Annotated in this window: 10 protein-coding genes; 5 read left to right on the forward strand and 5 right to left on the reverse strand. The window is 46.9% G+C overall.

Annotation, left to right across the window (positions count from 1 at the left end):
• Positions 1 to 10: 10 nt before the first annotated feature.
• From J3P40_RS08515 to J3P40_RS08530, 4 genes are all read right to left on the reverse strand, one after another.
• On the reverse strand, positions 11 to 3,457 hold the full coding sequence (locus tag J3P40_RS08515) for a SusC/RagA family TonB-linked outer membrane protein (protein ID WP_256004643.1): 3,447 nt from the start codon (positions 3,455 to 3,457) through the stop codon (positions 11 to 13).
• 197 nt (positions 3,458 to 3,654) lie between these two features.
• A complete protein-coding gene (locus J3P40_RS08520) occupies positions 3,655 to 4,851 on the reverse strand; it encodes a FecR family protein (protein WP_256004646.1) in 1,197 nt (398 codons plus the stop codon).
• Between the two features lie 90 nt (positions 4,852 to 4,941).
• Positions 4,942 to 5,511, reverse strand: coding sequence for an RNA polymerase sigma factor (locus tag J3P40_RS08525; RefSeq protein ID WP_256004649.1), 570 nt, complete (start codon positions 5,509 to 5,511; stop codon positions 4,942 to 4,944).
• Positions 5,512 to 5,513: 2 nt separating this feature from the next.
• Positions 5,514 to 6,491, reverse strand: coding sequence for a glycoside hydrolase family 43 protein (locus J3P40_RS08530; RefSeq protein ID WP_256004652.1), 978 nt, complete (start codon positions 6,489 to 6,491; stop codon positions 5,514 to 5,516).
• Positions 6,492 to 6,893: 402 nt separating this feature from the next.
• On the opposite strand from J3P40_RS08530, the gene J3P40_RS08535 reads away from it, so the two are divergent.
• The 4 genes from J3P40_RS08535 (at position 6,894) to arfB (ending at position 11,646) form a co-directional block, all read left to right on the forward strand.
• On the forward strand, positions 6,894 to 8,963 hold the full coding sequence (locus J3P40_RS08535) for a glycoside hydrolase domain-containing protein (protein WP_256004655.1): 2,070 nt from the start codon (positions 6,894 to 6,896) through the stop codon (positions 8,961 to 8,963).
• A 47-nt stretch (positions 8,964 to 9,010) separates the two neighbouring features.
• Positions 9,011 to 9,793, forward strand: a complete 783-nt coding sequence (locus J3P40_RS08540; protein ID WP_256004658.1) for a 3-keto-disaccharide hydrolase — start codon at positions 9,011 to 9,013, stop codon at positions 9,791 to 9,793.
• A gap of 83 nt (positions 9,794 to 9,876) precedes the next feature.
• Positions 9,877 to 11,223, forward strand: a complete 1,347-nt coding sequence (locus tag J3P40_RS08545; RefSeq protein ID WP_256004661.1) for a peptidoglycan DD-metalloendopeptidase family protein — start codon at positions 9,877 to 9,879, stop codon at positions 11,221 to 11,223.
• A gap of 15 nt (positions 11,224 to 11,238) precedes the next feature.
• Positions 11,239 to 11,646 carry an alternative ribosome rescue aminoacyl-tRNA hydrolase ArfB gene (arfB, locus tag J3P40_RS08550; protein ID WP_256004663.1) on the forward strand — a complete coding sequence of 136 codons (408 nt, stop codon included), beginning with the start codon at positions 11,239 to 11,241 and terminating at the stop codon, positions 11,644 to 11,646.
• A 63-nt stretch (positions 11,647 to 11,709) separates the two neighbouring features.
• On the opposite strand, the gene J3P40_RS08555 is transcribed toward arfB, so the two are convergent.
• Entirely contained in the window at positions 11,710 to 12,255 is a 546-nt protein-coding gene (locus tag J3P40_RS08555; protein ID WP_256004666.1) for a hypothetical protein, read from the reverse strand.
• A 216-nt stretch (positions 12,256 to 12,471) separates the two neighbouring features.
• Here J3P40_RS08555 and J3P40_RS08560 point away from each other — a divergent pair, with 216 nt between their 5' ends.
• Positions 12,472 to 13,239: a LytR/AlgR family response regulator transcription factor gene (locus J3P40_RS08560; RefSeq protein WP_256004669.1), complete on the forward strand. Its 768-nt coding sequence runs from the start codon at positions 12,472 to 12,474 to the stop codon at positions 13,237 to 13,239.
• The last annotated feature ends 20 nt before the right edge of the window (positions 13,240 to 13,259 follow it).

Genomic DNA, 13,259 nt, shown 5'->3' on the forward strand with positions numbered 1-13,259 from the left:
CTTTCTTAAATTAAAATGTTGCCTGCATAGAAAAGGTGACACTTCTCGCAAATGGCGAATTAATACCGCGCTCAATCTGAATAGATGAAGCCCGGAAGATATCATTCATGGTAATGGCCGTACGCAGCGACTGGAAGCCGGCTTTGCGAATAAAGTCACGTTTAAAGTCGTAAGACATATAAACGGACTGAAGGTCGATCAGGTTCTCTTTCTGAATAAACCGCGAACTTGTGCGTGTAAGCGACAGGTCCTGGATATTTTTATACAATGCCTGGTCGCCAGGTTTAGTCCACCTCAGCTCCATAGCCCTGCGGTCTACGTTAAAACGAGGGTCTGCATTTTCAATGCGGTCAACCAAAGTCTGGTTGTACATTTGTCCGCCAAAACGGTACCAGAAGTTCAGGCTCAGCAAGAAACCTTTGTAACCAAACATACCGCTAAGGTTACCTTCTGCATCCGGCGTACTGTCGCCCGAAGGCTGCATATCACGAATATCATAGTCGTAAGTTAGCGAACCGTCACGCTTCACATAAATCTCCCTGCCATTTTCCGGATCTATGCCCATCGACTTAACAGCGTATATCGTATTTAGCGACTGTCCCTCTGCATAGCGAAGAAGAGGCATAGCATATAACTGGTTGTCCGGATCATTCTGTATATCATCAATCTGACTGTTAAAAGCCTTCAGTGAGTTCGATAGTTTAACAAGCGTATTGGTGTTGTGCGCAATGTTACCGGTTACGTTAACGTTGAAACTCGGACCAGTATATACATTCGCTTTCAGGTAAACCTCATAGCCCTTGTTGTTCATATCACCAAGGTTTTCCTTGTAAGTGGTGAAGCCAGTCGATGGCGCCAGGTTGATGTCTGTGATCAGGCCTTCAGTAAGCTTGTAATAGTATCTTGGCGACACTACAAAGCGATCGCTCAACAGTCCGATGTCCATACCCACATCGTATGTTTTGGTCTTTTGCCAGGCCAGGTTGCTGTTTCCATAACCCAGCATAGAAGCGCCAATACCGGTGGAATACCAGTTGTTGCTGTAGTAAGTGTAAATAGAGCGTGATTGATAAGCCGGGAAGCCAATAGATCCGATCACCCCGGTGCTGGTTTTTAGACGCATCTGGCTGATGATAGATGAACCTTTAAGGAAGTCTTCATTGTGGATGTTCCAGCCTAAACCGATCGCATAGAAAGGCGCAAAACGCTTGTCGGCCCCAAACGCAGATGATCCGTCCATCCTGAACGAGGCATCCATCAGATATTTGTTTTTAAACGAATAGTTTCCTGAAAAGAAGGCACCGGCCGTTCTGCTAATGATCACGTTTCCATCAGGGTTTTGATTTTCTCGGTAAATACGGGCAAAACCGACGTTCGTAAAGCGGTCGTTAGAAAATCCCTGAGCGGAGAAGCCTTTAAAGTCAGACCTTGATGATAGTACGTTTGCCCCAAGTACCAGGTTAAAGAAATGGTCTTTCACCTGTTTGTTGTAACTGATGGTCATGTTACCATCCAAGCCTAGGTAATTCGTATTCTGGTAATCATAAGTACCGCGGCTGTTTAACCTGTCGGTTGTATAATCATAAAACTCACGGCTGTTTGGCGAGATGAATTGATCGAATTTGGAAATCGTGTTGTTTAAACTGATTAGCGCCTTAATGCGGAAGCTTTCAGACAAACGATAATCAGCAGAGAAAGCATCGATCAGTTCAAAGTAATTGTCCTTGCTGAAATTGCTCAAACTTGCTTCATGCAATGGGTTAAATACATAACGGTTAACATACTGATTATCTTGGTTCCGGAAGGTATTAATTCTCCAGTTCGCAAGTTCCTGTATAGTCCGGCCCAGCTCGTCCGTTTTCGGAAAGTAGGGATTCATCAGCGCATAGGTCGCGAAGTCACCATAATTTGAATTAACACCTTTTGTCTGGTTTACGGAAAGGTCATTGCGAAAAACGAGCCTGGAGGAAGGGTTATATGTAAAGTTCATACCCCCGCTATAACGGTCCCTCGTAGCACCTTTCATAACACCAGGCATGGTTTGATACCTCAGGTCAATCCCGTAGCGGAAACTCTGATCGCCACCTTGGGCGTTAAGCGTATGTTTCTGTCCGTAAGCGTTGCGCAATGGTTGCGATAGCCAATAGGTATTAACTCCGCTGGCTACGTTTCTTAACCGAGTAAATAGCTGTGCATCACGCTCCTCACTTGATTCGTCCCCTAAATCGCCGCGACCGCCATATAAGCCAGCCATTTGCTCGTAAGCGATTTTCTCTTGAGCATTGAGAATATCATATCCCGTAAGGTCAGGCGCTGTAAATTGTAGTTCAGCGTTATACGCAAGCTGCAATTTTCCCGCCACTGGTGCTTTTGTGGTAATTACCATAACACCGTTCGCTGCACGCGAACCATAAACCGCAGTAGCAGCCGCGTCTTTGAGGAGGGTAACCGACTCAATGCGGTTAATATCCAGGTCGACCACCTTTTGAAGCGACACCTCAAAACCATCTAAAATGAAAGCAGGCAGGTTAAACTGCGCAGCCAGGTTCTCACGATTTACCAGGTCTTCTTTGTTGCCGGGAATTGCAGGAAGCGCAGTAGCACCACGCACATTGATCCTTGGCATAGCGTTCGGGTCAGAACCCGCCAGGTTATTGTCGAGCAGTCTGAAAGAGGGGTCAAAAGTCTGCAAAGCCTTCAATACATTTTGCGGATTGCTTCTTTTCAGGTCGGTACCCGAAACTACTACGGCATTACCGGTATAGCTGTCCTTTTTAATCGTCTGATAGCCTGTTACCACCACATTTTGCATGGTATTTACCTGGGGCTCCATTGTTATCGTCAACGGCTTGTTGTCCGCAATTTTTACCTCAAAAGGTTTAAAACCTACGTAAGTAAAAACAATGATATCGCCAGGTTGTGCATTAATCTTAAACTCGCCTTTAGCATTCGTTTGGCCTAACACCGTTTTTGATCCTTTCAGGTTAATATTCACCCCCGGCATACCCTCTTGCGTATCACCATCAAGTACCTTACCTGTAATCTCCAGTCTACGGGCATTGATCTGGTCCATGAGCGATTGGTTCATTGTCTGCGCCTCGTTCATGATCACGATGGTGCGGTCCACGATCTTATAGGTCAGGTCCTGTTTGTCAAGGAAAGCCTGTAAAGCCTCCTCAAGCGGAACATTCTTTAGCTCCACATTAAGCAGGCGGTTCTTGGTATTAATTTTACCGTTATAAAAGAAAAGATAACCTGTTTGCTTTTTTACATCGTTAAACAAACTCTCCAACGTGGCGTTGCGCCTTGAAAGGGTTACGTTCTGCGAGTATACGGCGGCCGACAGGTGCATGGTGCCGAGTAGTAACAAAATAGCAGTTAACTTCATCGCTATTAAGATTTTATACTTTACCCGCTGTATCCGGGATACAGGGTTGTAAAGAAAAGTTAATTTCATACTTTTGAATAAGAATTAGGTTAATAAATAGCAGCCCGGCCTTCTACTTCCGGCTGCCGACCTCTTTTAGGGCCGAGGGTGGTGAGATACCTTCGGCTTTTTTAGTCTGAATTGTGGTTCTAGGTGTTTAGTAGCTGTCTTTTCATTCTCCTGGTTTAGTTGGTAAATAATCCGTTAGTTGGTTTAGGTGGGTATGATTAATTATTGTCATTATTATCCTCTGCTTTATACCGGATGGTGATTTCCCGGCCGCGCACATCAAAATCAAAGCCTTGAAGCTTAAGGATTTTGAGTACTTCCGACAACCTCATACTGCGGAATATACCGCCCGAAAATGTGTTGTCAGAAAGATCGCCTTCATAGCGTATATCAATATTGTACCAGCGCGAAATCTTACGCATCACCGAGCGGATATCATCATCTTCAAAAACAAACTGATTGTTGGTCCATGCCAGTTCCTTATCCAGGTTTACAGCCTGTTTCTTAACCGGTCCCGCTACCTGTCTGTTCACTAATGTTTGCTGTCCCGGTACAATGATGCTCTCATAACTGCCTGAAGAAACCTTTACAGAACCCTCAGCCAGTGTGGTTTTCATAGTTTCCTCGTTATCGTACGCACTGATGTTGAAGTGCGTACCCAGCACCTCTACCGTCTGCATACCCGACTTGATACGAAAAGGCATCTGTCTGTTTTTAGCAACCTCAAAGTAGGCTTCACCACTGAGTTCAACCATTCTTTCATCGCCCTGAAATGCCGTCGGAAAGACCAGGGAACTTGCCGCGTTGAGCTTCACCATCGTTCCGTCGGGCAACACAACCGTATATTCACCACCGTTGGGGGTGGTAATGGTATTCTTAAGTTGAGCAGTTGCCTCATCCATTTCAGCATCCGCACCAGCCTTCGCTACGGTATAAATGATCTTGCCGTCGGCCGTTTTCGTAATGCTGATGCCAGCCTGCCGGGCAATCTCCCCATTGGCGGCCTCTGTAAGCACTACCTGCGCGCCGTTGGCCAAGGTTAAAGTAGCCTTATTGCCACCAGGCAGGGCAAGTTCGTCCACCTGCGCAATCAGATCTTCCGAGCTTTTATCCGCGAAAAAATAAGCGGAAACAGACACCGCGATAGCCACCGCAACGGCTGCGGCAACACCGCCCAGCCACAAACGTTTTACACGTCCTTTAGATTGCAGGGCAGCGATGCGCTTGTCGGCGGTCGACTTAATCTCGTTGCGTACAAAGGCATAAGACGACTCGTTGTGGTCGTTAATCAGGTCGGCCCCCTCCTCAAACGCTTCATAATAGCGCTCGAGGAACTCAACTTCCGCTTTGTTAGCGGTGTTTTGCCGGTATCTTTCCAGCATGTCCTGAAAATGCTGCTTGTTAATATCTTTCATTATGCCCTATATCTTATAAAGAGTCGTTTTTTTGAGAATAGCCCACGCCAATCGCAAATATTTTTTCAATTGTTGGGTTGCCAGTAAAAATCAGCGTAAAAAATGCACGAAAAAGACCAGAAACAGAGAAGAACGAAGCGTTGCGAGTGCTTTTCCTAGCTGGTTTCTTACTGTTTTAGGAGATATCTGTAATTGTTCTGCGATTTGCAGGCTCGAAAGGTCATCTTCGAACCGCATTTTAAAAATGGTGCGCTGCTGTGCGGGCAGGCGCTCTACCAAAAGACGGAACTCCTCAAGGAATTGCTTGTGCATAATCAGTCCGTCGCTGTAGACCGGGTCGGCCGTTTCGCCTGCTTCTTCCGGCACGATTTTCAACCTCGACTGCTTTTCGAAATGTTTAAACACTCCGTTTCGCGCAGCCACATGCAGATACGAAGACAGGTTTTCAATAGGCGAAGCCGAAGCTCTGATCCATAGCTGCACAAATACATCCTGAGCAATGTCCTGCGCTTTCTCTATATCATTCAGGCGCTTGTATGCCGCATTGAAAACCTGTTTCCAGTACCTGTTGTACAATATGTCGAAGGCATGCTTGTCCCCCTCACTTAGCTGAAGCAGAAGTGTCGCATCGTCTAAGTTATGGGCGCCTTCGTGTTGCATTGTTAAAGCGGATTAGCCGTAACCCCCTCAAAGGTGATCTTCACCGGTTTAATCAGTCCGTTTTCGTCAAATTCCATTTTATCTATACAAGTAACACGATGATTACCATTGGTTTCGCCAAGCGGTCTGCGGTGATAAACGATATAATAATCTTTAGTCTTAGGATGTTGTATCACCGAGTGGTGACCAGCACCTGTGGCAATAGCAGGGTCTTGCTTTAAGATTTTATCCACGCGGTTAAAAGGCCCGAACGGCGAATCGGCAATCGCATAAGCCACAGAATAATCAGGTCCTGTCCAGCCGCCTTCCGACCACATGAAGTAGTATTTTCCGTCGCGGATAAACATAAACGGACCTTCTACATAGCCTTTTGGCGTAATCTCTTTATACATTGTTCCGTCAGGGAACGGCACAATGCTCTTAAAGTCTTTGCTCAACTTCACTACGTTGCAGTGTCTCCAACCGCCGTAATACAGGTAATACTGACCATCCTTATCTTTAAAAACATACTGGTCTATAGGCTGCGCGCCATTATGAAAAGCATCGATCAGCGGTTTGCCGATATGGTCCTTAAACGGACCATTTGGTTTGTTAGACACCGCTACGCCGATACCACCCAGCTCCTTATTGTTCTGAATGTCGTTTGCCCCAAAAAAGAGGTAATATTTGCTGCCTTTTTTAGTGATCGATGGCGCCCACATGGCTTTGTTGGCCCATTTTATGTTTTCCTTTTCCAGAATTCTCGGGTGTTTAGTCCAATTTACCAGATCCTTAGAGCTGTAAGCATCCATAAAGATCTGTTCCTCGTAGCGGGCCGAGTAGGTGGGGTAGATCCAATATTGTTTTCCAAAGATAGCCGCCTCAGGGTCAGCATACCATCCTGGAAATACCGGGTTTCCCGCAGTTTTTTTCTCTGCCTGCTGGGCAGAAAGTGAAAAACTTAAACCCGCCATACAAAGTGCAAGTGCAATTTTTTTCATTTAATGTGTTGTTTTTTGATGTGTCAAAGCTGAAAAAACCGGACTGGCTTTTCCAGATGCCAATATATCAGAAAAAATCCTCTTAAGGAACATTAATCTACAAAATTAGTCTATTACCGCTAGCCAGAATGACCCTCCTTTGGTTCATGTAGCATATAAGTACGGCAATCGGCTGCTGTAATAAGCGGCAAAGTTGCTCGTCGACCAGCCCTTGCGAAAGGTTTGACAGGGGTTTGATATACCCCCTGGGGTATACCAAACCTATTCCAAACCTCTACGAAACCTATTCCAAGGGTAATGGAGCCAGAGCTTTTCAACGCTCTTTCATTTAAGATTCCTTAATGTTACAGGGAATGAGGTATCAACGATTAATTGCTAAATTGCGCCCTTTTCGTACAACATATGAAATATTCTTTACTTTTTATACTGGGCATCTGTACGCTGAATGCTTTTTCGCAACAGCCCGAGCCGGCGAAGCATACCGGCAAATACACCTCGGCGGCCAATGTATTCCTGGGCAGCTCGGGCGACCACGGACAGCTTTCGCCTGCGGCAAGCTATCCTTTCAGTATGTTGAGCATCGGTCCGCAAACCTATCCGCATACGCACACCGGCTATGAGCACAATGCTAAACAGTTTTTGGGCTTTACGCACAACCGCTTCGAGGGGGTCGGCTGTATGGGCAGCGGGGGCAACCTGTTTATTAAGCCTTTTCTGGGCAAATATCAGGAAGACGAGCGACTGATCAAAGTGAAAGAAAGTGGCTCCCCGGGTTATTACAGTGTGGGTTTCAGCAACGGCATCGAGGCAGAGATGACTGTCTTGGCCAATCAGGGCATGCACCGCTATACCATGCCAAAGGGCGAGAAAGGTTTTTATATCGATCTTGGTTACGCCTTCAACGGAGGCTTTCTGGCAGAGGAACACAAAATCGAGGGAAATAAAATCACCGGATTTATCAACTCCAAAACTACCTGTGGTGCTGGAGCGTACCGGGTTTACTACGAAGTGATATTTACCAAAGCCGTTAGATTTGAAAGTCTGAGTGAGCGTAAACTCCTGGTTCTCGCTGGTGCGGAGGATGAAGAGATTGGCATCAGGGTCAGCTTCTCATCTACTGGTGTGGCTTATGCACAGCGCGCGCAGAGTACGGTCGATTTTGATGTGCTGAAAAAGCAGAGTGACGCGGGCTGGGAAAAACACCTGAGCCGGATCGAGGTAAAGGGCGATGCCGAAAGGGAAAAATTGTTCTACTCGCTGCTGTACCGTACGATACAGTCGCCCTACCAGATCTCGGAGGCCGATGGTACATATAAAGCTATAGACGGGTCGACACAAAAGGCGACAAACATGATGTACAACGGCTGGGCCATATGGGACAACTACCGTACACAACTGCCGTTGCTGTCGCTCGCTTACCCCGAAAGGTTTCAGGATGTGGCAGTGTCTATCGCAAACCTGTACAGATACGGAAAAAAAGACTACGCCACGAAGAACGAACCGTCGCCTACAGTGCGTACAGAGCATGCGGTGGTTGTGATCCTGGATGCGTTGCGTAAAGGACATAAGATCAACACCAAACAAATCACCGATTCCCTAATTAAAGAAGTTGACGGACTCGATTATGGTCAGCCCGACAAAGCACTCGAGGCTTCTTACGATGCCTGGGCGCTGTCGGAAATCCTTAGACTGCAAGGCAATAAAGAGCTTTCGGCCAAGTACCTCGCTAAAGCGATGGAGTATAAAAATTACTGGAATAAAGACTTTAAAGACATTACACGTTCGGATGTAGACCGCATGCAGGCGCGCAAACTGTACCAGGGCACCATCTGGCAATACCGTTGGTTTGTGCCTTTTGATGTAAAGGGACTGATCGATCTGATTGGGGGTGAACAGACCTATATCGAGCAGTTGGACTACTTCTTTAAAAACGATTTGTACAATCATGCCAACGAACCCGACCTGCAGGTGCCACTGATGTACAACGCTACGCCGCAGGCCTGGAAATCGCAGAAACTGATGCGCAATTATGCGGTAGACACGGTGGTGCAGTATTATTTTAACGACAACAGCAGGGGCATAGATCCGTTTGTAGACCGTATTTATCAGAACAAGCCGCAGGCTTATGTGCGCACGATGGACGATGATGCTGGGGCTATGTCGGCCTGGTTTGTGCTTACCGCTACGGGTATTTCACCTGCCTGTGTGGGGCATCCGGTTTACTACCTCAATGTGCCTTTGTTCCGCTCGGTGAAGTTCAGCTGGCCTAAGGGCAAATCGCTCGACATAGAGGTAGAAAACTTTTCGGAGCGCAATATGTATATCCGCGAGGTGCGGCTGAACGGCAAGGTGCTGGGGCGCAACTGGCTCAGTCACGATGAGATCATAGCGGGCGGCAAGCTTGTTATTGTGGCTACCGATGAGCCTCAGGAAAATAAAAATATTTGGGTCACCGATGTGAATGCCAGATAAAAGCCTTTATATTAGAGCCACAAATGAAAAATATAATCAATTATAGCATGAGATCAGCTAGAATACTTTACACAGTTTCCCTGGTTATAGGAGGAATAACGATGGCGAATGCACAGAACCAGGCTAAGCCTGAAGATACAGAAGTGTATACCCCGGTACCTAAAGTGGTGCAGGCAAAAGGCGTGTTTACCCCGCCGCCTTCAGATGCGATTGTGCTTTTTGACGGAAAAGACCTGAGTAAATGGGTAATGACCGAAAACCGCGACCAGCCGGCCAAATGGACGCTTGGAAAGGGCGTGTTTACGGTAGATAAGAAGGCTGGTGGCAATATTGAAACCAAGCAGTCTTTTACCAATTACCAGCTTCACCTGGAGTGGCAGGTTCCGGCCAACATTACCGGAAAAGGTCAGGGTAGGGGCAACAGCGGACTTTTCCTTGCTTCGCTTGGCAAAGGCGATGGTGGTTATGAATTGCAGATCCTTGATTCTTATCAGAACGATACTTATACGAACGGACAAGCTGCCAGCGTTTACAAGCAGGCGGTGCCATTGGCAAATCCTACGGCTAAGCCGGGAGAGTGGAACTCATATGATGTGATCTGGCATGCACCTGTTTTCAATGATGACAAGTCTTTGAAGGAGCCGGCAAGAGTAACTGTGCTTTTTAACGGGGTACTGGTTCAGGATAACTACACATTGAAAGGCCCGACCCAATACATTGGTGAGGCTGCATACAGACGTGCACACGGCGCTTCACCCATCAAGCTGCAGTCGCACGGCGATCCGAGTGAGCCGCTGAGCTTCCGCAACATCTGGATCAGAGAACTGTAAATCGCTGCACCTGAAGGTGCTCAAGATACAAAAACCAAACACTACCATGCCAGGATTGTTTTTCTTGAACAATCCTGGCATTTATGTTTTATAAGGTTAATGGTTTCGGTATAGGTGAAGTGCGCTCGTTTTGGTGTGCAGCGGTGTTGCTCTTGGGTTTACAGGCCTGCCGAACAGGTCCGATCAATCTGTTCAAAGCTGCTTCGCCGCACGAGGCATATCAGCGTAAGCTGGTCAGTTCGGGGCTCGACGGCACGGCCATGGGCGCGCAGTGGATTTCGGCAGCAGAGCAGAGTCGTGCACGTGCGCTTCCCGTCAGTGTTCCGTACAAGGAGAGCGGATACTTTGCGGCAGAAAAGGTGCCCGCTGTTGCTTACACTTTTGAGGCGGCACGTGGGCAAAAACTTACGTTGAGCCTCACAAAAACACCCGCCGAGGGCTTTATGATCTATATGGACCTATGGGAGTTGCGCGACGACCGCGAGGCAAAGCTTGTGGCCTCTGCCGATACGCTGGGCAGCCCGATAAGTCTGGAGGCCAGTCGCGCCACCACCTATATGCTCCGTCTTCAGCCTGAGCTGCTTCGCAGTGGCTCGTATACGCTTCAGATCACCGCCGGTCCTTCGCTCGATTACCCTACCGCTTCTTCGCGGGCGCACCGTATACAAAGTTTTTTTGGCGATGGAAGGGATGCCAATACCCGCAAGCATGAAGGGGTGGATATTTTCGCGCCCCGGCGTACGCCTGCGCTGGCTGTGGCAGAGGGTACGGTGGTACGTGTTAACGAAAATAATCTGGGTGGCAGGGTAGTGTGGCTGCGTCCGGCAGGTAAAGATTACAGCGTGTACTATGCCCATCTGGATGAGCAGATTGCGAGGGAAGGGCAATCGGTAAAGACCGGCGATACCCTCGGACTGATCGGCAATACCGGCAACGCCAGGACCACCGCACCGCATTTGCATTTCGGAATTTATACCGGCGACGGGGCGGTTGACCCCTTCCCTTTCATTAATCCTGTTGTAAAAACGCCGCCTGAGATTACTGCATCTTTGAGTCCCCTTAACGCTACTCGGCGGACACTGAGGAATGCAGCTTTGTATATTGCGGCCGACAGAGCCTCCACGGAGCTAGCTGCTTTACCGGTAAACACCGTTTTGCATATTACCGGTGCAAGCGGTAGCTGGTATAGGGTGCAGTTGCCCGATGAAACCATTGGATATATAGAAAGCCGGCATACCGGCAGTGTAGAAACGCCTGTCCGGCGCCTTACCCTGCGCAGCGAGGCCCAGCCCTTATACGACCGTCCGGATACTGCTGCGGCAGTAAAGCGTTTGGCCAGTGCAGGTGAAGCAGTCAGCGTGATCGGTACGTTCAAAGGGCATCTGCTGGTTAGGGACAAGGAGCAGGATACTGGCTGGATCAGGGAATAAGTGTACATTAGCACCATGATACCGGCAAAAGAAGATATTCTTAAAGTGGCCGTTTTCCGCACTTCGCGCAGTGGCGGTAAAGGTGGACAAAACGTTAACAAGGTTTCGAGTAAGGTTGAGCTGCTGTTTCATCCTGATAGCGCACCTTTTCTAACTGATGAAGAGAAATCGTTGTTGCGCGAGCGACTGGCAGGCAGGATTGATGCCGAAGGTTATTTACATGTCGTCTCGCAGGAAGATCGCAGTCAGCTGATGAATAAGGAGCGCACGGTCTTAAAACTGATTGACTTGCTGCGCAAGAGTTTGCATGTGGACAAGCTTCGCAAACCCACGAAAACGCCGAAGGCAGTGATCAGGAAAAGGCTTGAAAACAAAAAGATTCAGGCACAAAAGAAAGAGGGGCGGCGGCGACCGGAGTGGTGAGGTTTTAAATCAACAAAGATTAACAATGCCAGTCCGCAAATGGGGACTGGCACTTCTGAAACTTTAAATTGGATCTGCACTTACACGCACTCCTAAACCCATTCCGCCGTCTTTGTCATGGCCTTTGCTGGAAGTTCCATCAACTACAACGTAATAATCGCCCGGGTACACGTAGTAATTTATTATGACGGCCCTAAAATCAGACAGTGGGACCCTATCATCATCACCCGAGGTCATCAAGTACCCGTTTGAATCTAGTAGATGGATAACAGAATCATATATTCCGTAGCCAGAAGTACTGCCGTGGTGTACTAAAATGTAACATGGATCTGTCACAGTGATCTTTATCCAATAGTCATTCCCATCCATTCCATAATTGTTAATACACGCATAGTCAGTCGTGTACACGGACATACCATCCCGGTCTCTGCCACTTAGCGAAAACGTTCCGAAATCGACAGCAGTAGATGCATCTGTCTGAGCGATGCTAGTTAGGGAAGAGGTAAGCAGTACTGCTACAGCGCAAAGGCTGTAAAGCCATTTTTTGTTAACAATTCTGTGAAAGCCTAGCTTCCTGACATTACCAGAGTTGATGTTTAAATTTTTCATACTTTTTAGGTTTAAATAATTGATTACTCAATTTTACGAAACGGCTTTTACGCTCGCTGTTGTTATTACACGAACATCAGCATTGTCATGACGAAATAGCTTTTTAAGTAGATAAGGCTAGGTCGGCAACATATTGTAACAAATTACCTTTTTTTGGAATAGTTCATATAAAAGCTTAACTTACAACTATTACGAACGTCTCAACCAAATTCCAGCATGATCAATCCCTTGAGCAAAACGGAACCGTTTTCACTGTACCTTATTGAAGAGCGCGCTACAGTGAATAGCATATGCAACTACTTACATCTTCATCAGACCGATTTCATTCTTTTAGGCAATCAAGAAAACCCGAATATTGCTCTTGAGGAAATACTAAAAAAAGAAAGATTTCCTGATGTGGTGGTCGTAAACCTCGAACTGTGCACGGCCCATCAAAGCAATCTGCCAGAATTAATAACCAATCACACGTCCTTAATTATTACATCAAGAAACGCGGCAGACGCAATGTTGGCATTTCACTATAAGGCAGTCGGCTTTCTGATTAATCCAGTGGATTTAAATCAGCTGGAACGCGCTTTGAATAATGTAAAATTAGGTAAATCCCAGCTTTCATTGAATGGCGCATCCCAGCACTTTTATATTCAAAGCGAAGCAAAAGGAAAAATGATTCGGCTAAGTCATGATGATATTTTTTATGTTGAGGCCTGCCAGAACTATGTGACTATTCATTTAGAGAAAAGTAAGTATATTACTTATTTAACTATGAAGGAATTGGAGCAGAAGCTGTCTAACACATCTTTTTTGCGCATTCACAAATCCTATCTTGTCAACGAATCCAAAATCCACGCTGTGGACGGCGATTATGTAATCTTAGAAAACAAATTCTTTTTAAAGATAGGTGCCAACTATAAAGAAAGTATGTTTTCATCACTTCATCCAAATTTCTTTATTTCGAAACGCAGCGGGGTCAGGGTGGCGAAATAGAAGAGAAGTCGGTATTATCT

The organism is Pedobacter deserti (genome assembly GCF_024436415.1).
Taxonomy (GTDB): Bacteria; Bacteroidota; Bacteroidia; order Sphingobacteriales; family Sphingobacteriaceae; genus Pedobacter; species Pedobacter faecalis.

Coding starts and splice junctions, on each gene's coding strand:
- J3P40_RS08520 (WP_256004646.1), bottom strand. CDS start 4,851: ATGAAAGATATTAACAAGCAGCATTTTCAGGACATGCTGGAAAGATAC.
- J3P40_RS08545 (WP_256004661.1), top strand. CDS start 9,877: ATGTTTTATAAGGTTAATGGTTTCGGTATAGGTGAAGTGCGCTCGTTT.
- J3P40_RS08540 (WP_256004658.1), top strand. CDS start 9,011: ATGAGATCAGCTAGAATACTTTACACAGTTTCCCTGGTTATAGGAGGA.
- J3P40_RS08530 (WP_256004652.1), bottom strand. CDS start 6,491: ATGAAAAAAATTGCACTTGCACTTTGTATGGCGGGTTTAAGTTTTTCA.
- J3P40_RS08515 (WP_256004643.1), bottom strand. CDS start 3,457: ATGAAATTAACTTTTCTTTACAACCCTGTATCCCGGATACAGCGGGTA.
- arfB (WP_256004663.1), top strand. CDS start 11,239: ATGATACCGGCAAAAGAAGATATTCTTAAAGTGGCCGTTTTCCGCACT.
- J3P40_RS08560 (WP_256004669.1), top strand. CDS start 12,472: ATGATCAATCCCTTGAGCAAAACGGAACCGTTTTCACTGTACCTTATT.
- J3P40_RS08525 (WP_256004649.1), bottom strand. CDS start 5,511: ATGCAACACGAAGGCGCCCATAACTTAGACGATGCGACACTTCTGCTT.
- J3P40_RS08535 (WP_256004655.1), top strand. CDS start 6,894: ATGAAATATTCTTTACTTTTTATACTGGGCATCTGTACGCTGAATGCT.
- J3P40_RS08555 (WP_256004666.1), bottom strand. CDS start 12,255: ATGAAAAATTTAAACATCAACTCTGGTAATGTCAGGAAGCTAGGCTTT.